Annotated in this window: 20 protein-coding genes; 9 read left to right on the top strand and 11 right to left on the bottom strand. The window is 73.0% G+C overall.

Going from position 1 to position 20,676, the window contains the following annotated elements:
- Window positions 1–75: 75 nt before the first annotated feature.
- The 4 genes from ACFV0T_RS33355 to ACFV0T_RS33340 form a co-directional block, all read right to left on the bottom strand.
- A complete protein-coding gene (locus ACFV0T_RS33355) occupies window positions 76–450 on the bottom strand; it encodes an RNA polymerase-binding protein RbpA (protein ID WP_055637205.1) in 375 nt (124 codons plus the stop codon).
- A 267-nt stretch (window positions 451–717) separates the two neighbouring features.
- A complete protein-coding gene (locus tag ACFV0T_RS33350) occupies window positions 718–2,064 on the bottom strand; it encodes an MFS transporter (protein ID WP_385787530.1) in 1,347 nt (448 codons plus the stop codon).
- 60 nt (window positions 2,065–2,124) lie between these two features.
- Window positions 2,125–2,892, bottom strand: a complete 768-nt coding sequence (locus ACFV0T_RS33345) for a glycerophosphodiester phosphodiesterase (RefSeq protein WP_385787527.1) — start codon at window positions 2,890–2,892, stop codon at window positions 2,125–2,127.
- Window positions 2,889–3,542, bottom strand: a complete 654-nt coding sequence (locus ACFV0T_RS33340) for a YitT family protein (protein ID WP_385787525.1) — start codon at window positions 3,540–3,542, stop codon at window positions 2,889–2,891. Before ACFV0T_RS33340 ends, ACFV0T_RS33345 begins: the two co-directional genes overlap by 4 nt.
- 98 nt (window positions 3,543–3,640) lie before the next feature.
- On the opposite strand from ACFV0T_RS33340, the gene ACFV0T_RS33335 reads away from it, so the two are divergent.
- Window positions 3,641–5,140, top strand: a complete 1,500-nt coding sequence (locus ACFV0T_RS33335) for a PLP-dependent aminotransferase family protein (protein ID WP_385787523.1) — start codon at window positions 3,641–3,643, stop codon at window positions 5,138–5,140.
- A 31-nt stretch (window positions 5,141–5,171) separates the two neighbouring features.
- Here the strand turns inward: ACFV0T_RS33335 and ACFV0T_RS33330 are convergent, their stop codons facing one another.
- Together ACFV0T_RS33330 and ACFV0T_RS33325 are read right to left on the bottom strand one after the other, a co-directional pair.
- Window positions 5,172–6,755 (bottom strand): hypothetical protein, encoded by a 1,584-nt coding sequence (locus ACFV0T_RS33330; RefSeq protein WP_385787521.1) that lies wholly within the window; start codon window positions 6,753–6,755, stop codon window positions 5,172–5,174.
- 40 nt (window positions 6,756–6,795) lie between these two features.
- Window positions 6,796–6,990, bottom strand: a complete 195-nt coding sequence (locus ACFV0T_RS33325) for a hypothetical protein (RefSeq protein ID WP_385787518.1) — start codon at window positions 6,988–6,990, stop codon at window positions 6,796–6,798.
- 325 nt (window positions 6,991–7,315) lie between these two features.
- Here ACFV0T_RS33325 and ACFV0T_RS33320 point away from each other — a divergent pair, with 325 nt between their 5' ends.
- From ACFV0T_RS33320 to ACFV0T_RS33300, 5 genes are all read left to right on the top strand, one after another.
- A complete protein-coding gene (locus ACFV0T_RS33320) occupies window positions 7,316–7,708 on the top strand; it encodes an ankyrin repeat domain-containing protein (RefSeq protein ID WP_385787515.1) in 393 nt (130 codons plus the stop codon).
- 400 nt (window positions 7,709–8,108) lie between these two features.
- Window positions 8,109–9,527 carry a HEAT repeat domain-containing protein gene (locus tag ACFV0T_RS33315; protein ID WP_385787512.1) on the top strand — a complete coding sequence of 473 codons (1,419 nt, stop codon included), beginning with the start codon at window positions 8,109–8,111 and terminating at the stop codon, window positions 9,525–9,527.
- Between the two features lie 139 nt (window positions 9,528–9,666).
- Window positions 9,667–10,800 (top strand): glycosyltransferase family 4 protein, encoded by a 1,134-nt coding sequence (locus tag ACFV0T_RS33310; RefSeq protein WP_385787510.1) that lies wholly within the window; start codon window positions 9,667–9,669, stop codon window positions 10,798–10,800.
- Window positions 10,797–11,963: a glycosyltransferase gene (locus ACFV0T_RS33305; RefSeq protein ID WP_385787507.1), complete on the top strand. Its 1,167-nt coding sequence runs from the start codon at window positions 10,797–10,799 to the stop codon at window positions 11,961–11,963. Before ACFV0T_RS33310 ends, ACFV0T_RS33305 begins: the two co-directional genes overlap by 4 nt.
- Complete coding sequence (locus ACFV0T_RS33300) at window positions 11,960–12,808, top strand: SGNH/GDSL hydrolase family protein (protein WP_385787504.1); 849 nt, start codon at window positions 11,960–11,962, stop codon at window positions 12,806–12,808. The genes ACFV0T_RS33305 and ACFV0T_RS33300 overlap by 4 nt, the downstream gene beginning before the upstream one ends.
- Before the next feature lie 4 nt (window positions 12,809–12,812).
- On the opposite strand, the gene ACFV0T_RS33295 is transcribed toward ACFV0T_RS33300, so the two are convergent.
- The 5 genes from ACFV0T_RS33295 to ACFV0T_RS33275 are packed head-to-tail and all read right to left on the bottom strand — an operon-like array spanning window position 12,813 to window position 17,233.
- Entirely contained in the window at window positions 12,813–13,682 is an 870-nt protein-coding gene (locus ACFV0T_RS33295) for a biotin-dependent carboxyltransferase family protein (RefSeq protein ID WP_385787501.1), read from the bottom strand.
- Window positions 13,679–14,296, bottom strand: a complete 618-nt coding sequence (locus ACFV0T_RS33290) for an allophanate hydrolase subunit 1 (RefSeq protein ID WP_385787498.1) — start codon at window positions 14,294–14,296, stop codon at window positions 13,679–13,681. The genes ACFV0T_RS33295 and ACFV0T_RS33290 overlap by 4 nt, the downstream gene beginning before the upstream one ends.
- Window positions 14,293–15,051 carry a LamB/YcsF family protein gene (locus ACFV0T_RS33285; RefSeq protein WP_385787495.1) on the bottom strand — a complete coding sequence of 253 codons (759 nt, stop codon included), beginning with the start codon at window positions 15,049–15,051 and terminating at the stop codon, window positions 14,293–14,295. The genes ACFV0T_RS33290 and ACFV0T_RS33285 overlap by 4 nt, the downstream gene beginning before the upstream one ends.
- 20 nt (window positions 15,052–15,071) lie before the next feature.
- Window positions 15,072–15,917, bottom strand: coding sequence for a putative hydro-lyase (locus ACFV0T_RS33280; protein ID WP_385787493.1), 846 nt, complete (start codon window positions 15,915–15,917; stop codon window positions 15,072–15,074).
- Complete coding sequence (locus ACFV0T_RS33275; protein ID WP_385787490.1) at window positions 15,914–17,233, bottom strand: MFS transporter; 1,320 nt, start codon at window positions 17,231–17,233, stop codon at window positions 15,914–15,916. The genes ACFV0T_RS33280 and ACFV0T_RS33275 overlap by 4 nt, the downstream gene beginning before the upstream one ends.
- A 173-nt stretch (window positions 17,234–17,406) precedes the next feature.
- Between ACFV0T_RS33275 and ACFV0T_RS33270 the strand changes: the two genes are divergently transcribed.
- The 3 genes from ACFV0T_RS33270 (at window position 17,407) to ACFV0T_RS33260 (ending at window position 20,661) form a co-directional block, all read left to right on the top strand.
- Window positions 17,407–18,102 (top strand): GntR family transcriptional regulator, encoded by a 696-nt coding sequence (locus tag ACFV0T_RS33270; protein ID WP_385787488.1) that lies wholly within the window; start codon window positions 17,407–17,409, stop codon window positions 18,100–18,102.
- A 101-nt stretch (window positions 18,103–18,203) separates the two neighbouring features.
- On the top strand, window positions 18,204–19,730 hold the full coding sequence (locus ACFV0T_RS33265) for a hypothetical protein (RefSeq protein ID WP_385787486.1): 1,527 nt from the start codon (window positions 18,204–18,206) through the stop codon (window positions 19,728–19,730).
- Between the two features lie 52 nt (window positions 19,731–19,782).
- Entirely contained in the window at window positions 19,783–20,661 is an 879-nt protein-coding gene (locus tag ACFV0T_RS33260; RefSeq protein ID WP_385787483.1) for a hypothetical protein, read from the top strand.
- The last annotated feature ends 15 nt before the right edge of the window (window positions 20,662–20,676 follow it).

Below are 20,676 nucleotides of genomic sequence, written 5' to 3'. Positions count from 1 at the left end.
CCGCACGGAGATTCCCGTGCGGCGCCCGCGGTCGTGTCGCTTTGTGCGGTGTATCCGCCCAGACCCCCGCAGGGGCTACGCGGACTTGCGGCTGTCGCGGGGATGAACCGCCAGGTTCATCGCCCCGGACCGCAGAACTGCCAGACGCTCCTCGAGGACCTCTTCGAGTTCCTCGCGGGTGCGTCGCTCCATCAGCATGTCCCAGTGTGTACGCGCGGGCTTGGCCTTTTTCTCTTCTGGGCCGTCGCCGTCCACCAGGAGTGCTGTGGCCCCGCAGACCTTGCACTCCCACTCCGGCGGAATCTCCGCCTCGACCGAGAAGGGCATCTCGAAGCGATGCCCCTTCTCGCATGCGTACTCCACGGCCTGGCGCGGAGCCAAGTCGATGCCGCGGTCCGTCTCGTAGCTGGTCACCACGAGGCGCGTGCCGCGAAGAGCTCGCTCACTCATGAATCGTGCCTCCCGGGCTTGTCGCCCACAGGACAGGTGTCGCTGTCGTCGTCATCCGGTCAACGTCCGGTCGGCGGTAAAGATTCCCGTTCCGGGTCCCGTTCCGGGTCGTGCGTCGCCGTCGTAGCCGCCCCTTGTTGTACCCACCAGCGCCCGGTTTGTCACATCTGCTAGCAGATGTCACCCAGCGTTTCGGCATCTTTGACGCGCAGTAACGGTACGCCTGGCAGGCCAAACGCGTACACTACCGCCCTTTCGCCCTGAGCGCTAAATCTTCTCGGGTACGGGATTGCCCGCGTCGCCGATCGCCCGGCGTACCGGGACCCTGGCGAGCAGGGCGAACCCGAGGACGAAGAAGATCACCAGGGAGATGATCGCGTCCCGGTAGCTTCCGGTCACCTGGTAGGTGACCCCGAACACCAGGGGGCCCAGCCAGCTCATGCCCCGGTCGCTCATCTCGTACGCCGAGAAGTACTCGGCCTCCTTGCCGGGCGGGACGAGATGGGAGAACAGGGAGCGGGACAGCGCCTGGCTGCCGCCGAGCACCAGTCCGATCGCGGCCGCCAGTGCGAAGAACCCCACGGGTGCGCCGGCCGGCAGGAAGTACCCGGCGCCCAGGGTGACCGTCCAGGCCACCAGCGAGCCGAGAATCGTCCGCTTGGCCCCGTACGTGCGGGCCAGCCGGCCCATCGCCAGCGCGCCCGCCACCGCCAGCACCTGGACCAGCAGCACGGCGCCGATGAGCGTGGACTGTTCGAGCCCCAGTTCCTCGGAGCCGTAGACCGACGCCTGCGAGATCACCGTCTGGATGCCGTCGTTGTAGATGAGGTACGCCAGCAGGAAGGACAGGGTCAGCGGGTGGCGGCGCATGTCGCGGACGGTCGCCACGAGCTGCCGCAGCCCGGCGGCCGTGGCCTCGCGCGGCGCCGAGCGGCGGTCGCGCAGCCGGCGCAGCGGTATGAGGGTGAAGGCGCCCCACCACAGGCCGGCCGACGCCAGACAGATGCGTACGGCGGTGGTCTCCGAGACGCCGAAGGCGTCATGGCCCAGGTACAGCACCAGGTTCACGACCAGGACCAGCGCGCCCGCCGCGTAGCCGAACGCCCAGCCCCGGGACGAGACCGCGTCGCGCTCCTCCGGCGGAGCGATCTGTGGCAGGTAGGAGTTGTAGAGCATCATCGCCACGGACTGCGCGGCGTTGGCGACGATCAGCAGGACGCCGCCGAGCAGGTAGCGGTCGCCGTCCAGGAAGAACATGCCCGTCGTCGCGGCGGCCCCCACGTAGGCCGCCGCGCCCAGCAGGGGCTTCTTGCGGCCCGTGCGGTCGGCGGCGGCGCCGACCATGGGCATCACCAGGACGGCCACGATCACCGACAGGGACACCGAGTAGGCGAAGAACGACCCGGCGCGCACGGGTACGCCCAGCGGGTGGACGTACCCGTCGGAGTCCGCCGCCGCCTTCGCCACCGACGTCAGATAGGGGCCCAGGAACACGGTGAGCACGCTCGTCGAGTAGACGGAGCACGCCCAGTCGTAGAAGTACCAGCCGCGCTGCTCGCGCCGCCGGTCGGCGGCCTCGTCGGCAGCCGTCGTCCGCACGGTGTCGATGCCCACCCGTGCCCTCGCTTTTCCGCTGGAGGTGGTGTGCGCAGAGAAAGGCCCGGCGTTCGGGGCTCAGACCCAGACGCCCCGGTCCTCCAGGACCTCGCGCAACGTGTCGATGTGATCGGTCATGATGCCATCGACTCCCAGGTCGAGGAGCCGGTGCATCCGATCCGCCTCGTTGATCGTCCACACGTGCACCTGGAGCCCGCGCGCGTGGGCGGCGCGCACGAAGCGCCGGTCCACGACGTGGATGCCCGACTGCGTCTCCGGCACCTGGGCGGCGACGGCGGAGCCGCGCAGCGCGGCAGGCACGCCCCAGGAGCGCAGCCGCAGGTTGAGCACCCCGCGGGTGCCGTACGAAGTAGCCAGCCGGGGTCCGGCCAGCCGCTGCGCGCGCACGACGCGCGCCTCGGAGAACGAGCCGACGCAGACCCGGTCCCAGGAGTCGGTCCGGGCGATCAGGTTCAGCAGCGGGTGCAGCGCCGGCTCCGCCTTGATGTCGACGTTCCAGCGCACCTGGGGAAAGGTCTCCAGGAGCTCCTCGAACAGCGGCACCGGCTCCTTGCCGCCCACGCGCGCGTGCCGTACGTCGTCCCAGCGCAGGTCCGCTATCCGGCCCGCGCCGTCGGTCACCCGGTCCAGCGTCGTGTCGTGGAAGGCGACGAGCTTTCCGTCGCGCGTGGCGTGGACGTCGGTCTCGATGTACCGGTAGCCCGTCTCGACCGCGCGGCGGAACTGCGCCAGGGTGTTCTCCAGGCCGTCGGCGGCCCCGCCGCGGTGCGCGAAGGCGATCGGACCGGGGTGGTCCAGGTACGGGTGGCGTATGAGCGTGGTCACGAACGCAGTATGGCGCCGCGGGGTGTCCCGGCGGCAACCATCGTGCTGCCGTCCGATGCCGCCGGAACGGCGAACACGCGCAGGAAGAGCTGGGCGAGCGGGCCGATCGACACCGCGTACAGGACGGTGCCCACGCCGATGGTCCCGCCCAGGGCGAAGCCGGTGACGACGACCGCCACCTCGACGGTCGTCCGCGTCAGCCGGATCGACCGGCCCGTGCGGCGGTGCAGTCCCGTCATCAGCCCGTCGCGCGGCCCCGGTCCGAAGCGGGCGGCGATGTAGAGCCCGGTGGCCGCGCCGTTGAGCAGGATGCCGGTCAGCAGCAGCGCGCCGCGTACGGCGGCCCCGTGCGCGTCGGGGACCAGCGCGAGCGTGCCGTCCATGGCGATGCCGACCACGAACACGTTGGAGACCGTGCCGAGGCCGGGGCGCTGGCGCATCGGTATCCACAGCAGCAGCACTGCCGCCCCGACGATGATCGACACGACGCCGATCGTCAGGCCCGTGAGCTCCGCGAGCCCCTGGTGCAGCACGTTCCAGGGCTCCAGGCCGAGGCCCGCGCGCACGAGGAGCGCGGAACTCGCGCCGTACAGCACGAGACCGGCGTACAGCTGGATCAGACGCCGTCCCAGACGCCGTGGTGTGGACAAGGGGTCCCCCTATGGTGTTGGTGGCCTGCCGCATGCCACTCTGTGGCTGGGAAACAAATGCCATCCATGGCCAATTCAGTGAAGGTGGACTGGTAATCATGCCGCAGTGGACCTCCGCGGTGGGTGCGGCTCAGCTGGCCCGGCTGCTGAAGTCGCAGCAGGACCGCCCGGCGGGCCCCGGCACACGCCGCCCGCCCGCCTATCGCGCGCTGGCCGACGGCATCCGTCTGCTGGTGCTGGAGGGCCGGGTCCCGGTCGCCGCCCGACTGCCCGCCGAGCGGGAACTCGCCCTCTCCCTGGCCGTCAGCCGCACCACGGTCGCCACCGCCTACGAGGCGCTGCGCGGCGAGGGCTTCCTCGAGTCCCGGCGCGGCGCGGGCAGTTGGACCGCCGTACCGGCCGGAAACCCGCTGCCCGCGCGCGGACTCGAACCCCTGCCGCCCGAGGCGCTGGGCTCGGTGATCGACCTCGGCTGCGCCGCGCTGCCCGCGCCCGAGCCGTGGCTCACCCGGGCCGTGCAGGGCGCGCTGGAGGAGCTGCCGCCGTACGCCCACACACACGGCGACTATCCGGCCGGGCTGCCGGCGCTGCGCGCGATGATCGCCGAGCGCTACACCGCGCGCGGCATCCCGACGATGCCCGAGCAGATCATGGTGACGACCGGTGCCATGGGTGCCATCGACGCGATCTGTCACCTCTTCGGTGGCCGCGGCGAGCGCATCGCCGTCGAGTCGCCGTCGTACGCCAACATCCTCCAGCTGATGCGGGAGGCGGGCGCCCGGCTGGTGCCCGTGGCGATGGCCGAGGGGCTGACCGGGTGGGACATGGACCGCTGGCGCCAGGTGCTGCGGGAGGCCGCGCCGCGCATCGCCTACGTCGTCGCCGACTTCCACAACCCGACCGGCGCCCTGGCCGACGAGGACCAGCGGCGGCGGCTGGTGGAGGCGGCCCGCTCGGCGGGCACCGTGCTCGTCGCCGACGAGACGATGACCGAGCTGTGGCTGGACGAGGACGTCGAGATGCCCCGGCCCGTGTGCGGGTTCGACCCCGCCGGGTCCACGGTGATCACCGTCGGATCCGCCAGCAAGGCCTTCTGGGCGGGGATGCGCATCGGCTGGGTCCGCGCGGCCCCTGACGTGATCCGCAGCCTGGTCGCCGCGCGCGCCTACGCCGACCTCGGCACCCCCGTGCTGGAGCAGCTCGCCGTGAACTGGCTGTTCAGCACCGGTGGCTGGGCGCAGGCCGCGGAGCTGCGCCGGATCCAGGCCCGGGAGAACCGGGACGCGCTGGTGGCGGCGGTCCGGCGGGAGCTGCCGAGCTGGGAGTTCGAGGTGCCCAGGGGCGGGCTCACGCTGTGGGTGCGGGCCGGCGGGCTGTCCGGGTCGCGGCTCGCCGAGGTGGGTGAGCGGGTCGGGGTGCGGGTGCCGTCGGGGCCGCGCTTCGGGGTGGACGGGGCTTTCGAGGGCTATGTGCGGCTGCCGTTCACCGTGAGCGGCGCGGTGGCGCAGGAGGCCGCGGTACGGCTGGCGGCCGCCGCGCGGCTGGTGGAGAACGGGGGGTCCGCGGGGACGGAGGCGCCGCGTACGTTCGTGGCGTAGCGGCGCGCGGCCGGGCGTGCGTCCCTGCGGTTCACGCCTGCTCCACGACCACCGCCTTGGTCAGCGGAATCGACTGCGCCGTCGGCTCCGGCTGCGGATCCACCGGCGTCGAGCGCGGCGGCAGCAGATCCAGCACGGCCTGCCGATGGGTGTCGGAGGTCGCGTCGTCGTAGGGGTCCGGCGTGGCCGGGACCTGAAGGCGGTGCACCGGGCCCGCGCCCATGCGGGCGTACCCGCGGCCGGGCGGGACGTGCGCGGCGGCCGTCGTGTGCGGGGGAGCGCCCAGGACGGCTTCCAGTTGCTGCGGCGTCGCCTGACCGAGGACGACACGCGCGCGGGTGTGCTGCCGTACCGCGTCGTCGAGGGCGTCCAGGCTGTCGAACTGTTCGGCCACGACCACCGTCACGTTCGCCGCGCGGCCGTGCCGCAGCGGGACCTGGAGCAGGGACTGGGGGTCAGTGCGGCCGTCGGCGGCGGCCAGGTGCGTGAACGCGCTCGGCCGGTCGAGGACGATCCACAGGGGCCGCTTGGTGTCCTCCGGCGGCGGGTGACCCTCCTGGCGGGCCCGGTTCGCGGAGATCAGGCGGCGTTCCGTCTCGTGCGCCGCCCATTCGAGGCCGGCCAGCGCTCCGGTCAGCCCGCACTCGATCCCCAGGACGCCGTCCCGGCCGGTCAGGCAGGCGTACTCGCCGGTACCGCCGCCCTCGACGATCAGCACGTCGCCGTACTGGAGGGCCTGGAGCGCCACGGAGCGCAGCAGGGTGGAGGTGCCGCTGCCGGGCTGACCCACTGCCAGCAGGTGCGGTTCGGTGGAGCGGATGCCGGTGCGCCAGACGACCGGCGGGACGTCACGACGCTCCTCGCCGTAGGCGAGCGGGAGGGTGCGCTGGACCTGGGTGGGGTCGGTGAAGCCGAGGACCGTCTCGCCCGGCGCCGTGACGAAGCGCTGGGCGGCGATGTCGGTGGGGAGCGGGCCGAGGACCGTGACCGTGACCTGGTTGCCCTCCTCGTCCCAGGCGAAGTGGTACTCGCGGCCGCGGCCCGACTTCGCGGTGAGGAGGTGCTCGATCCGCGTGCGGGACTCGGCCTCGGCATCGGTGAAGTACGCCGGGTAGCGGATCACCAGATGGGTGACGCGGCCCGCGTCGTCGAACTCGTACGACGGGAAGGTCTTCTCCCAGTCGCCGCCGTGGGCGTACAGGGGAGCGGGGTCATCGGCCGTCGAGAAATACGGGACCAGGGCCTCGTGCAGCGACTGGAGCCGCTGGGTCTGCGTCTCGTCGGGGCCCTCGGGCTCCGACGGGCTGCGGTCCCGGCCGTGCCAGGCGCTCGCCGCCATCAGGGTGATGGCGGCGAGCAGCGGTCCGTACGGCAAAAGCGCCACCACCAGCACGACCGACGCCGTCAGGAACAGCAGGGACCCCCGCTTGTCCTTGGGCGTCTCGGCCACCTTGCGCCGTCCGGCCGAGGCCAGCCGGCGCAACCCGCGCGTGATCGTGATGAGCGGGTGGAGGACATCGGTGGCGCTGTCGGCCGCCGTCCGGGCCAGCTCCCGGCTCCGGGCGATCTGTGCGCTGCCGTTGCTCAGGATGCGGGGGAGGGGGCGCCGAACCACTGCTGTCTCCTGGAGGTGCGTACGGGCGGGTGGGGCGGGGTCAGAACTTGATGCCGCCGAGGAGGCTCGCCAGGCTCTCGCCGCCGGCCTTGATGCTCGGCGCGATCGCGGTGCTCGCCAGGTAGAAGCCGAACAGTGTGGACGCCAGGCAGTGCGACGGCTTGAGGCCGTCCTTGCGGAAGAAGAGGAAGACGACGATGCCGAGCAGGACCACACCTGACATGGACAGGATCATTTGAGCTCTCCTGGTTCGTGGGGACAGTCACCATGAGTACTTCCAGGATCACAGGATGTATCCATACGAAAAAGGGTGCAACTGGGCGAATTTTGTCTGTTTTCCCCCTGACGGGGGAGGTCTGGTGGGCTGCCTGATCAGGAGCGTTGCGTCGAACGGGTCGTGTGGTGATCTTTGCCTCGGGCGGGCCCCGTCATGTGCGTGCCGAGCCAGTACGCTGGCGATTCACCCGTACGGCTGCATCGCTCGCGGCCGTACGATTGCTCCCCAGCAGTCCGCAACAGTCCCCCACGTTCGTCGTGCGTAGCGAGAGGCGGTCCGGCCGATGGCTGATGTCCCCGACCCCGAGGTCGTGGAGCTGGCGACCAAGATCTTCGATCTGGCTCGGCAGGGGCGCACGGAGGAGCTCGTGGCGTACGTCGACGCGGGCGTCCCGGCCAACCTCACCAACGACCGGGGTGACTGTCTGGTCATGCTGGCCGCGTATCACGGTCACGCGGAGGCGGTGCGCGCGCTGCTGGCCCGCGGGGCCCAGGCCGACCGGGTGAACGACCGGGGTCAGACCCCGCTCGCCGGGGCCGTCTTCAAGGGCGAGACGGAGGTCATCAAGGCCCTGCTGGAAGGTGGCGCCGACCCGTCCGCCGGTACTCCTTCGGCCGTCGACACCGCCCGTATGTTCGGCAAGGCCGAGCTGCTCGAACTGTTCGGCGCGAGTTGACCGCGCGTTGAGCGCGTGTTGCCCACGCGTTGTGCGCGCGTTGGCCAAGTGTCGATCCCGCTGTGATCGCGCGTCGACCGACCGCGCTGAGCAGGCGCAAGAGACTTCCTGATCAGGTACAGCGCAGAGCACGGGGGAGGCGGAACGGGGCCGCCGGAAATTTCGGTCGCGGCAGACTGAACTGCCGAGTCATCATGACGACGTGATTCACGGACGCGATGGCCGGGCAGGTGTTGCCGCACCGCGCGGGCCGTGACGCGGTCCGCATGGGCCCACCGACGAGAGGCAGAGGAAAATGGTCTACAGCAAGCAGGAAGCGGCGGGCGCCCCGACGTGTTGTCACGCGGCCAGGTAATGCACGTCCCCGGTTGCGTCGACGCTTGATGTGAGGCTGTTTCCCATGTTCGATCCGGTCATAGCGCCCAGCGGTACGCTGCTCGGCCTGCTCCAGCGGGGGCGCGGCGACGGCACTCTGCACGCGCTCACCGCCCCGCGAGCCGAAGCGCTCGCGGCCCTGAACCACTGTGTGCTGCGCGACCCCCGCCACGACTGGCAGGTGGAGAACCGCTCCCTCTACTACGCCCGCCTCTACCTCGATCTCGGTGGCGACCTCGACCAGATCGAGACCCACCTCTTCGACGTCGAGGACGCCTTCGACACCGAGGAGTCACGCACCGGGCTGGCCCTCGCCGTGCTCGGCCACCTCGCCTCCTACGGCAGGCGGGACGCCCTCGAACTGCTGCGCAGATACGCCGCCTCCGGCTCCAACTGGGCCTGGGCCCTGGACGAGCTGGCACTGCGCGACGACGACGCGGGTCTGCGGGCCCTCGCGGCTCCCGTGCTGGCGCGGTTCGCGACCGACGCCGAGGGCGAGGCCGAACTGGCCGTCGTGGTCCGCGACGCCTTCGAACCCCGGCCCTGGCGGCTGTGGGCGGAGGATCCGCGCGAATACGTCTCCACGCGCGTGCGTGCCGCCCAGGAAGCCGGCTGCTTCGACCGCTGGCAACGCCAGCTCAGCCCGACCGGACCACGTCCGGGATGGAGCGTGCGGGCCGTCTTCGAGTGGGCCCAGCAGGGCGTCGAGCGCGGTGCGGCGCTGCATGTGCCGGCCGCTCGCTGTCTCGTCGCCGTGGCTGGGCCCGAGGACCGGCCCGAGATCATCCAGGCGGCGAGGGACGGCGACGACGGAGCCCGCTGCACCGCCCTGCGCTATCTCGCCGACGGCGACGATCCTGACGCCCTCGGCCTGATCGAGGGTGCCGTGGCCAACGGCTCGGTGACCGTCGTGGAGGCCGCCGTCGACGCCCTCGAACGCATGCGCAGTACCGCCGCCGTCGAGCGGGCGCGCGGCTGGGCCCGCCGGCCCGATCAGCTCGGGTCCGCCGCCGGACGCGTGCTGGCCTGTCGTGGCAGCGCCCAGGACAGCGACCTGGTCCTCGGCGCCCTGCGCGAGGCCGTACGCGGCGAAGGCCCCGACGCACCGACCCTGTGGACCCTCGTCGACGGCACCGGACGGCTCGGCATCGCGTGCGCGGCCCCCGTCCTGCGCCACATCTACCGCGAGACGGCCTCGTCCCACCTCCGGGGGCGCTGCGCCCGGGCGCTGGCCGCAACCGACCCCTCCTTCGCCACCGGCTTCGCCGTCGAGTGTCTGTGGGACTGCGAGGAGACCACCCGCGAGGTCGCCGCCCGGCACGCCGAGACGGGTGATGCGCGAGTGGTGGAACGGCTGCGCAGGCTGGCCGCCGACCCGGCCGAGGAGGACGAGGTCCAGACAGCCGTACGGAGCCGGATCGGGCCGGACATCCCCTCAGTGTGAACAGCGGGTGACTCGCGGGTCAGGCGGGCATGGACGGGGTCTGACCTGCTCGGGCGTGCAGCACAACGTCAATGGGACGTTCCCCGTCCGGAAAGATCCACGTTGACGCGACCACGTCCAGCACGGCGAGAACACCCGTATGCGTGTCGTCATCGTGACCGAATCCTTTCCCCCCGATGTGAACGGCGTGGCCCACTGCGCGCTCCAGACCGCCCGGCACCTCGTCGATCGCGGTCACGCTCCCATCGTCGTCGCCCCGGCCACAGCCGCCGGGAACGGGCCCGACGCTCTGGCGCCGTGCCCCGTCGTCCGAGTCCCCTCCATTCCGCTCCCCGGCTACCCGCAGGTCCGCGTCGCCCTCCCCAGCCGACGCGTCGCCGCGGCCATCACCGAGCACCGCGCCGACATCGTCCATCTGGCCAGCCCCTTCGTCCTCGGCGTCCGCGGCATGGCCGCCGCCGCCCGGCTCGGCCTCCCGGCCGTCGCCGTCTACCAGACCGACCTCGCCGGATACGCCCGCACCTACATGGGCGCGGGCGAGGCGGCGGCCTGGCGGCGCATCCGCTCCGTCCACGCCGCCGCCGACCTCACCCTCGCCCCGTCCACCTCGGCCCAGCACGACCTCGAGGCCCATGCGGTGCCCCGGGTGAAGCTGTGGCCCCGCGGTGTGGAGACCACCCGCTTCCGCCCCGAGCACCGCGACGAGGCACTGCGCCGCGAACTCGCCCCGAACGGCGAGGTGATCGTCGGCTACGTCGGGCGGCTCGCGCCCGAGAAGCAGATCGAGCTCCTGTCCGGTGTCTGTGGCCTGGACGGCGTGCGGGTCGTGGTGGTGGGCGACGGGCCCAGCCGGACCAGCCTCGGCGAGGCACTGCCCGGCGCGGTCTTCCTGGGCCGCCGGACCGGCCACGACCTCGCCCGGATCTTCGCCTCCCTGGACGTCTTCGTGCACACCGGCCCCTTCGAGACCTTCTGCCAGACCGTGCAGGAGGCCATGGCCAGCGGTGTGCCCGTCGTGGCGCCCGCCGCGGGCGGTCCGCTGGACCTGGTGGCCCACGGCCGCACCGGACTCCTGGTGCCGCCGCGCGACGCCGACGCCGTACGGGACGCGGTGGCCTCCCTGGCCGCCGACCCCGCCCTGCGCGCCGCCTACGGGGCCGCGGGACACGAGATGGTCGAGGGACGCACCTGGTCGGCCGTCGGTGACCTGCTCATCGGGCACTACGAGGACGTCCTGGCCGCGCGGAAGCGGAAGCCGGTGGTGGCGGCATGAGCGGGTTGCGCATCGTCAGACTGGCCAACTTCGTCGCCCCCGCCTCCGGCGGGCTGCGCACCGCGCTGCGCGAGCTGGGCAAGGGCTTCAAGGACGCGGGGCACGAGCCCGTCCTGATCGTCCCCGGCGAGCGGTACACCGACCGCGAGACCGAGCAGGGCCGGGTGATCACCCTGCCCGGACCGCTGCTGCCCGGCACCGGCGGCTACCGCGTGCTCACCGACAAGCGGCGGGTGGCCCGGCTACTCGAAGAGCTCGGACCCGACCGGCTGGAGGTGTCCGACCGCACCACCCTGCGGTGGACCGGCAAGTGGGCGCGGCGCGCCCGGGTCCCCGCCGTGATGGTCTCCCACGAGACCGCCGACGGGGTCCTGCGCACCTGGGGGCTGTCGGAAGGAGCGGCCCGCCGTGCCTCCGACGCCCTCAACGTACGTACGGCGCACACCTACGCGCGCGTGGTGTGCACCACCGAGTTCGCCGAGCGCGAGTTCATCCGGATCGGGGCCCGCAACGTCGTACGGGCCCCCCTGGGCGTCGATCTGGTGGACCGGCACCCCACCCTGCGCGACCCGGGGGTGAGGGACCGGCACGCACGCGAGGACGAGACGCTGCTGGTGATGTGCTCCCGGCTGTCCGTGGAGAAGCGGCCCGGCACGGCACTCGACGCCCTGGACGCGCTGCTGCGGCGCGGCCGGCGGACGGTGCTGGTGGTGGCCGGGGACGGGCCCCTGCGGGCCCGCCTCGAACAGCGCGCGCGGGAGCGCGGACTGCCGGTCACCTTCCTCGGGCACGTCGCCGACCGCGCGCTGCTGGGCGCGCTCCAGGCGTCCGCCGACGTGTGTCTGGCCCCCGGGCCGGCCGAGACGTTCGGGCTCGCCGCGCTGGAGGCCATGGCCTGCGGCACCCCGGTGGTGGCGAGTGCCTCGTCGGCGCTGCCCGAGGTGATCGGGTCGGCCGGTGCCACCGCCGCCGACAACGGCGACGCCTTCGCGGACGCGGTGGAGGAACTCCTCGCCCGTACCGAGGCGGAGCGACGGGAGGCCGCACGCGCGCGTGCGGAGTGCTTCGGCTGGAACATCGCGGTCGAGGCGTTCCTGGCCGCGCACGACGCGCCGGCACCGACTGTACGGATGAGCCCTGTGATGCCGGAGAGTGCCGCATGAGACCGGTCCGCTTCGTGGCACTCGGGGACTCGCTGACCGAGGGGGTGGGCGACCCTGTGGGAGAGGGGTGGCGAGGCTGGGCCGCGCTGCTCGCCGGCGGGCTCGCCGCCGGGCCCGTGGAGTTCACCAACCTCGCGGTCAGCGGGGCGCAGACGCGGGACGTGCTGGAACGGCAGACGCCGGACGGGCTCGCCCTGAACCCGGACGTGGTGTCCGTCGTCATCGGTGTCAACGACACCCTGCGCTGCACCTTCGACATCCACGCCGTCGCCGCACGGCTCGACAAGGTGTACGCGGCCTTCACCGCACGGGGCGCGGTCCTGCTCACGGCGTGTCTGCCCGATCCCGGGGCGATGCTCCGGCTCCCGGGCGCCCTGGCCCGACCGCTGGCTCGGCGGCAGCGGGCGGTCAACGCCGTGGTGCACGCGCTGTCCGAGCGATACGGGGCGCTGCACCTGCACGCGGCCGAGGGCGCGTGGCTCACCGACCGCGCCATGTGGAGCGCGGACCGGCTGCACCCCGGCGAGCGGGGACACCGGCAGCTGGCCACGCGCTTTCACGCGCTGCTGGCGGACAAGGGCCGTGCGACGGGCGTCGAGCCCTCGCCCGAGCCCGAGTTCCCGACGCCGACCAAGTCGGCGAGCCTGTTGTGGCTGGCCACCGCGGGCACCGCCTGGGTGGCCCGGCGGTGCACCGACCTCCTGCCGCAGCTGCTCACCCTCGCCGCCGACGAGATGCGTCATCGGGCCCGCGGGACGAGCGCCCGGCTCGACCTGCGGGCCACGGCGGCGGTGTCCACCGCGCTCGCCGCGCTCTCGGCGGTGGAGCAGGCGGACGTCGCGTAGGGCCTCAGCGGCGGCGCACGGCCACGAACCGGACCGGGATGCCGGGCCGGGCCTGCGCGGCCGACGGGAGGTCGGCGGCACGCACGACCCCGATCACCGGGTAACCCCCGGTGGTCGGGTGATCGGCGAGGAAGACCACCGGGCGGCCGTCCGGCGGGACCTGGACCGCGCCCAGGACCATGCCCTCGCTGGGCAGTTCGCCGGGACGGGCCCGCTGGAGCGTGGGTCCCTCCGTTCGCAGACCGATGCGGTTGCTCGCGGACGACACCCGGTAGACGCGGGACGTGAAGGCCCCCACCGCCTGTGGCGTGAACCAGTCGTCGCGCGGGCCGAGCGTCACCCGCAGGACGAGTTCCGTCGGCGGCCTCGGCTGCGGGGCGGCGTCCACGCGCGCGTGCGGACCGGTGACCGGGCCGAGGGGCAGCACCGAGTCGTCCGTGAGCGGCGGCGGGCCGAGGCCCGACAGCAGATCCGTGGAACGGCTGCCGAGCACCGGCTCGACCGCGACCCCACCGGAGACCCCCACGTAACTGCGGATGCCGCACGTGGCCGCACCCACCTCCAGGACGGCCCCCGCGGGGACGCGCACCGGCGCTCCCCAGGCGACCGGCCGCCCGTCCACCGTGACCGGGCAGGGCGCGCCCCCGACCGCCACGGCGACCGTCGAACGCGGGCGCAACGCGCAGCCGTCGAGCGTGGTCTCCAGCACGGCGGCCTCCGGCGGATTGCCGACCAGCCGGTTGACGAGCGCCGCCGCGGGCGCGTCGAGCGCCCCCGAGCGGGGCACGCCGAGATGGGCGTGCCCCGGACGCCCCCGGTCCTGCACGGTCGTCAGCGCCCCGGCCCGTACGACGGAGAGCGCACGGTCCGTCATGCGCCCCCCACCGCGACGAAGCGCACGCGCGTGCCGGGTGACAGCAGCGCGGCCGGCACACGCGCGTGGTCCCACAGCACCGTGTCCGTGCTGCCGATCAGTTGCCAGCCGCCGGGCGACGCGCGCGGGTAGACGCCCGTGTAGGGGCCCGCCAACGCCACCGCGCCGGCCGGGACCGCCGTGCGCGGGGTGGCCCGGCGCGGGACGTCGTAGCGCGGGGGCAGACCGGTGAGATAGCCGAAGCCCGGGGCGAAGCCGCAGAAGGCGACGCGGAACTCGGTGGCCGCGTGGATGCGGGCCACCTCCGCCGCGCCGACGCCCCAGTGGGAGGCGACGTCGGCGAGGTCGGGGCCGTCGTAGCGCACCGGGATGTCGACCGAGTCCGCGGCGGGCGGAGCGGCGGACGGCACCTCGACGGCGGTCAGTTCGGACGCCAGCCGGGCCGGGGCCTCGACGCCGTCGAGCAGGACCGTGCGGGCCGCCGGGACGATCTCGCGGACCACGAGCAGGCCCTGCGCCCGGCGGCGCTGCAGCTCGGCGTGCAGGGCCTGGGCCTCCTCGTCCGACGAGACCTCCACGAGCAGGGCGTCGTCACCGACGGGCAGCGCCCTCATACGAAGGCCTCCACCCGGACGCCCGCCGCCTCCAGGTGCCGCCGGACCCGCCGGGCCAGGTCCACCGCGCCGGGCGTGTCGCCGTGCAGGCACAGGGAACGCGCGCGTACCTCGATCCGCGCCCCGGAGTCGGCGGTGACCGCTCCGAAGCGGGCCAGGCCCACCGAGCGCTCCACCACGGCCTCCGGGTCGGTGACCACGGCGCCGTCCCGGCCGCGCGGCACGAGCGTGCCCTGCTCGGTGTACGCGCGGTCGGCGAACGCCTCCGTGACCGCCGGCAGTCCCGCCTTCGCGGCCAGTTCCAGCAGGCGCGAGCCGGGCAGCCCGAGCACCGGCAGCGTCGCGTCGGCGAGGAGCACGCCGTCCACGACGGCGCCGGCCTGCTCCTCGTCGCGCACGACACGGTGGTAGAGCGCGCCGTGCGGCTTGACGTACGCCACGCGCGCGCCGGCCGCGCGGGCGAAGACCTCCAGGGCGCCGATCTGGTACGCCACTTCGGCGGCCAGCTCGGCAGGCGGCACGTCCATCGCGCGTCGCCCGAACCCGGCCAGGTCCCGGTAGGAGACCTGGGCGCCGATCGTCACACCGCGCTCGGCCGCCAGTTCGCACACCCGCCGCATGGTGACCGCGTCCCCGGCGTGGAAGCCGCACGCCACATTGGCGCTGGAAACGACGGACAACAGCTGCTCGTCGTCGGTCAGCCGCCAGCGGCCGAAGCCCTCGCCGAGGTCGGCGTTCAGATCGATGGAGGTCATCGCTTCCTCGTCTCTCCTGCTCAGGCCACGCGGTACTGCTCGTCGCGGGCGTCGGTGAGGAACATCTGTCCCGGGGCGTGGGTGAGGGCGAACGGCGGGCGCGAGGCCATCACGGCGGCCTGCGGGGTCACTCCGCAGGCCCAGAACACCGGGATGTCGTCCGGGTCCGCGTCCACCGGGTCACCGAAGTCGGGGCGGGCGAGGTCGCGGATGCCGAGCCCCGCGGGGTCGCCGCAGTGGACGGGGCTGCCGTGCACCGCCGGGAGCAGACTGCTCTCCCGGATGGCGGCCGCCAGGTGCTGCGGCGGCACCGGGCGCATCGACACCACCAGGGGGCCGTGCAGCCGTCCCGCCGGGCGGCACTGCCGGGAGGTCACGTACATCGGGACGTTGCGCCCCTGCTCGATGTGCCGGACCGGTACGCCCGCCCCGGCCAGGGCCCACTCGAAGGTGAAGCTGCAGCCGATCAGGAACGACACCAGGTCGTCGCGCCAGTACGCGCGCACGTCCGTCGGCTCGTCCACCAGCTCGCCGTCCCGCCACACCCGGTAGCGCGGCAGGTCGGTGCGCAGGTCGGCGCCGTCCGCGAGGACGGTGGTCCACGCGCCCGCGTCCGTGACGTCCAGCACGGGGCAGGGCTTGGGGTTGCGCTGGCAGAACAGCAGCATGTCGTAGGCCCAGTCGGCGGGCACCGAGATCAGGTTGACCTGGGTGTGGCCGGCCGCGACCCCGGCCGTCGGACCGGACAGGCCCTCACGGAAGCGGGTCCGGGCGGTTCTCGGGCTCCAAGCGTGGGCGTACTCGTCGACGAGGGTCAGGGGGCGATCCACCGTGCCGGGCGTGGGACGGTCCTGCGTGCGGTTCACTCCAGTTCCTTCCCGCGCGTCTCCGGCAGCCCCAGCAGCGCGAGTGCCGCCAGGCCGTAGCCGATCGCGCCGAAGACCAGCGCGCCGCCCACGCCCCAGCTGTCGGCCAGGAAGCCGACGGTGGTGGGGAAGACGGCCCCCACGGCGCGGCCGGTGTTGTACGTGAAGCCCTGTCCCGTGCCCCGCACCTCGGTCGGGTACAGCTCGCTCAGGTACGAGCCGAAGCCGCTGAAGATCGCCGACATGCAGAACCCGAGCGGGAAACCGAGCACCAGGAGCAGGGTGTTGGCGCCGTCCGGGATGTTGGCGTACGCCAGGATGCACACCGCCGACAGGAGGGCGAAGAGCCAGATGTTGCGCCGGCGGCCCAGCCGGTCGGTGAGGTAGCCGCCGGTGAGGTAGCCGATGAAGGCACCCGAGATCAGGAAGGTCAGATAGCCGCCCGTGCCGACGACCGACAGCCCGCGCTCGGACTTCAGGTAGGTCGGCACCCAGGTGGCGAGGGTGTAGTAGCCGCCCTGGACCCCCGTGGAGAGCAGGCCCGCGAAGACCGTCGTGCGCAGCAGTCCCGGCGCCTCGGCCGTGCCCGGCTTGAAGATCGCGGCGAACGACCCCTTCCGCGGGTTCCTCTCCCGCGCCTCCGCCGCCTCGGGCGCGTCCTGCACCCGGCGTCGGACCCACACGACGAGCAGCGCGGGCAGCGCGCCGGTCCAGAACATCACGCGCCAGGCCAGGTCGTCGCCCAGAAAGGAGAACACCAGCGTGTAGACGACCGCGGCCAGCGCCCAGCCCACGGCCCACGAACTCTGGACCGCGCCGAGCGTGCGGCCGCGGTGCCTGGCGCTCGCGTACTCGGCGACCAGGATCGCGCCGACCGCCCACTCGCCGCCGAAGCCGAGTCCCTGGAGGGCCCGGAAGACCAGCAGCGTCTCGTAGTTGGGCGCGAAGCCGCAGGCGACCGTGAACACGGCGTACGTGATCACGGTGATCATCAGCGCCTTGACCCGGCCGACCCGGTCGGCGAAGACCCCCGCGAGGGCGCCGCCGATCGCCGAGACCACCAGCGTGACGGTGGTGAACAGGCCTGTCTGACCGCTGTCCAGGCCGAAGTAGGCCGCCAGCGCGACCATGCTCAGCGGGAGCGTGAAGTAGTCGTAGGAGTCCAGGGCATAGCCGCCGAACGCGCCGCCGAAGGCGCGGCGGCCACGCGGACCGAGGGCGTGCAGCCAGCCCAACGCGCCGTCCTCGGGGAGGCGTTCGCCCGTGGCGGTGGGGTTTTCGGGGGTCAGGGACCGAGCTGGGGGAGTCGTGCTCATGGGCACCTCGCAGAGGGATGACAGAGGGTGCTGGGACTGAGCCGTGCCGTGCGGGAGCGGGGGCGTCGCCCTGGGGACGGGGGCGGCACCGTGCGTAGCACCGTAGAGGATCGTTCAACGATCCCTCAATACCCCCGTTGTTTCGTCCTTGTATCTGCGATTGAATTCCGGGCATGGCAGAGCAGCTGACGGGACTGGCCGACGACCGCGCGCTCCTGGGGCGCACCAGCACCGCCGAACGGGTCTCCGACATCCTCAGAAGCCGGATCGCCGACGGCTACTTCCCGCCGGGCACCCGCCTGTCGGAGGACAGCATCGGCGGGGCGCTCGGCGTCTCCCGCAACACACTGCGCGAGGCGTTCCGGCTGCTCACCCACGAACGCCTGCTGGTCCACGAACTCAACCGGGGCGTCTTCGTCCGGGTCCTGACCGTCGAGGACGTCGAGGACATCTACCGCACCCGGGCCCTCGTCGAGTGCGCCGTCGTACGCGGGCTCGGCGAGCCCCCTTACGCGGTGCAGGACCTGGCCGCCGCGGTCACCGCGGGACAGACGGCGGCCCTGGAGGATGACTGGAAAGCGGTGGGTACGGCCAATATCCACTTCCACCGGGAACTCGTCGCCCTGGCCGGCAGCGAGCGCACCGACGAGCTGATGCGCAGCGTCTTCGCGGAGCTGCGGCTGGCCTTCCACGTCGTGGACGACCCCCGGCGGCTGCACGAGCCCTACCTCGCCCGCAACCGCCAGATCCTCCAGGCCCTCCAGGCACGGGACAAGGAGGGCGCCGAGAAGCTGCTCCAGATCTATCTCGCGGATTCGCTGGAGCGGGTCGTCGAGGTGTACCAGCGGCGGGTCGGGGAGGGCGAGTAGCCGGGCGGGACGCCGTCGCCACGGCGGTGTGACGACCACGACCCCGGGGGGCATCTGCGTCGTTTGGGTCGTTGTCATACGGAGGACCTAGTCTGTGCACCGTGACTTCGCCTGCATCGACGGACCGTGTTCCGCCCCAGCTCAGCGCGGCGCCGCGCCCCGCACCGGGGCCGGCCGCCGACGAGGGGCTGGCGCGGCGGCTGCGCGCGCTCGCCTGCACCGCGCCGATCCACGACCTCGACGCGCGCAAGGCCAACCTCGCGGGTGAGTACTCGGTGTACGGCATGGCGGAGCTCGCCCTCGCCGTGATCGACCTCGTCACCCTGAACATGGACTTCGACACGGGCGCCGACCACGACCAGATAGTGGCCAGGCTCATCCCGCGCATCGCCGCGCAGGCCCCGGGGCGGTCCGCCGCCGAGCACGAGCGCGTGGCCCGCTGGGTCCTGGAGAACCTGATCAACGTCGGCAGCGTCGACCGCGGCTTCCGCGCCGTGTACGGCATGTTCGCCACCGACGGCAGCTACGTGCGTCGCGACTACGACTTCAAGCTGATCGAAGAGGTTCCCGGCCCGGGCGGCAGCGTCTACCTGCGGACCACCGACGAGGCCGTGAACGTCCTCGTCGGCGCCCTCGACACCGACGTCACCAGCGCCCAGATCGCCGCCGAGGTCAAGCTGGAGGTGCTCATCAGCCGCGGCCGGCTCGCCGACGCCCAGCTCGCCGCCGAGCAGGCCCGGTACCGGACCGTCCAGTACGCCGAGACCCTGCGCAGGGCGCTCGACGCGACCCGGCGCAACGTACGGGCCGTGGACTGGCTCAACACCGTGCCGGACATGATCGCCGAGGCCCTCGACCACGTCGCCGACCGCTACCGCCACGAGAACGCGATCCTGACGAACATCCGCAGAGCGCGCGACGAGTCCGAGGACCCCGAGCAGAAGCGGCGGGCCGCGGAACTCGTCGACATCGTGAAGGACTGCATCCGGCGCCACACGCAGTTGCAGTCGCGACTGCTGGAGGCCGGGCCGCTCTTCCGCGCGGAGCAGGACCGGCAGGCCTTCGCCACGCCGATGACCACGTCCGGCATCGACCTGTACGGCCACCTCGTCGCGCCGGTCCTGCCGCTGCCGCTGGAGCAGGCGGTCCGGGTCACCGACGCGTTCTTCGCCCGGGGCACCGGCCTGCGCACACCGGTGTCGGTCCGGGTCGGGGACCTGGTCGACATCCTGCTGACGCCGCCGCTGGAGCGTGAGCACCTCGGGGCGGAGATGCCCGAGCCCGAGCTCATCGCCACACCGGACGACAGCCGGTTCAGCGAGGGGCAGCTGGCGGCGGCGATGGAACTGCTCGACCTGCCGGCGGACGCGCCGCGGCGGCTGTCGGGCCTCCTCGCGGAAGCACGCCGACGCGATGCCGAACTGCCCTACCTGGTGGCGTTGCTGGCCGTGCACGCGGCCAGCCCGCCGGTGGGCACGGCCTACCGCCAGGGTGAGCAGAAGCTCCTGTTCGCGGTGGACGACGGGACGGAACTGGACGACCCGGAGTTCGGCGGGGCCGACCTGATCGTCGGCACCGCCCTCCTGGACGCCGCCGGGATGGCCGCGGACCGGACGGAGGCGGCGTGAGCCGGGCCGAGAACCCTACGAACGACCATCAGCGCAGCAAGGAGCCCCGACCGTGACCGAGCACGTCGAGTGGAGTGAGCCGGACGCCGGTCCCGCGCCGGCGACCGCCGCCGTCACCCCCGCCGACGCCGCCGACGCGGCGCGGCTCGTCGCCTTCGGGCTGCAACCCAAACTCCAGCCCGCGCGCGACCAGGAGTACACGGAGCTGCTGCGGCGCTACCGGGAGGATCCGCCGTTCGCGCGGCTCGCCGACGCCGTGGCCGCCGGGCTCGGGCTCGTCGTCCTCGAGGTGTCCCCACGCGCGGGGATGGCCGTGACCGCGGCCGAGGACTCCGTGTTCGCCGTTCGCATGGGCGACTACGCGCGGCGGACGTCCGCCGACTCCGGCGACCGGTTCCTGCACGGGCTGGCCCACCTCGCCGTCGCCGCCATGGCGTTCCCGCGGCCCGAGGACCTCGCCGACGACGGCTACATCGGCCGGGTCAGCGTCAACGGAGTCGACGCCTTCGTCCGCCAGGCCTGCCGTCGGCTGGAGGAGCGCGCCGACGAACAGGGCGAGAACACCGACCCGGCCACCGACGCCCCCGGCCTGGAGACCGCCTGGCGGATCTGGGCCAGACGCAGCGCGACCGGCGCCACCAAGGACGCACGCCGGCTGGCCGGCTCCACCACCGGCATCGTCGGCAAGGCCGCCGCCTTCCTCACCGACTCCGGCTTCCTCCAGCGCACCGGCGACGACAACGGCGGCACCTACCGCACGACGGCCCGCTACCAGCTCCAGGTGCGCGACATGGCGGGCGGCGCGGCCATGGCCGAGCTGATCGAACTGGGCGTCGTCCCGGTCACCGACGGCACACCGACCCTGCTGCCCGCCGAGGAGACGGACGACCTGGACCTGGTGGCCGACGCCGGGCTCCCGTTCCACTCCTGAAGCCCCCGAACCGTC

Source organism: Streptomyces sp. NPDC059582 (assembly GCF_042735715.1).
Lineage (GTDB): Bacteria > Actinomycetota > Actinomycetes > Streptomycetales > Streptomycetaceae > Streptomyces.
The sequence above is the reverse complement of the archived record's forward strand: the minus strand, read 5'-3'. Positions and strand labels throughout refer to the sequence as shown.

Excerpts from the sequence above, each read along its gene's own strand:
- ACFV0T_RS33320 (WP_385787515.1), top strand. The coding sequence starts at position 7,316 with ATGGCTGATGTCCCCGACCCCGAGGTCGTGGAGCTGGCGACCAAGATC.
- ACFV0T_RS33315 (WP_385787512.1), top strand. The coding sequence starts at position 8,109 with ATGTTCGATCCGGTCATAGCGCCCAGCGGTACGCTGCTCGGCCTGCTC.
- ACFV0T_RS33270 (WP_385787488.1), top strand. The coding sequence starts at position 17,407 with ATGGCAGAGCAGCTGACGGGACTGGCCGACGACCGCGCGCTCCTGGGG.
- ACFV0T_RS33275 (WP_385787490.1), bottom strand. The coding sequence starts at position 17,233 with ATGAGCACGACTCCCCCAGCTCGGTCCCTGACCCCCGAAAACCCCACC.
- ACFV0T_RS33290 (WP_385787498.1), bottom strand. The coding sequence starts at position 14,296 with ATGAGGGCGCTGCCCGTCGGTGACGACGCCCTGCTCGTGGAGGTCTCG.
- ACFV0T_RS33325 (WP_385787518.1), bottom strand. The coding sequence starts at position 6,990 with ATGATCCTGTCCATGTCAGGTGTGGTCCTGCTCGGCATCGTCGTCTTC.
- ACFV0T_RS33295 (WP_385787501.1), bottom strand. The coding sequence starts at position 13,682 with ATGACGGACCGTGCGCTCTCCGTCGTACGGGCCGGGGCGCTGACGACC.
- ACFV0T_RS33300 (WP_385787504.1), top strand. The coding sequence starts at position 11,960 with ATGAGACCGGTCCGCTTCGTGGCACTCGGGGACTCGCTGACCGAGGGG.
- ACFV0T_RS33335 (WP_385787523.1), top strand. The coding sequence starts at position 3,641 with ATGCCGCAGTGGACCTCCGCGGTGGGTGCGGCTCAGCTGGCCCGGCTG.
- ACFV0T_RS33310 (WP_385787510.1), top strand. The coding sequence starts at position 9,667 with ATGCGTGTCGTCATCGTGACCGAATCCTTTCCCCCCGATGTGAACGGC.
- ACFV0T_RS33285 (WP_385787495.1), bottom strand. The coding sequence starts at position 15,051 with ATGACCTCCATCGATCTGAACGCCGACCTCGGCGAGGGCTTCGGCCGC.
- ACFV0T_RS33305 (WP_385787507.1), top strand. The coding sequence starts at position 10,797 with ATGAGCGGGTTGCGCATCGTCAGACTGGCCAACTTCGTCGCCCCCGCC.
- ACFV0T_RS33355 (WP_055637205.1), bottom strand. The coding sequence starts at position 450 with ATGAGTGAGCGAGCTCTTCGCGGCACGCGCCTCGTGGTGACCAGCTAC.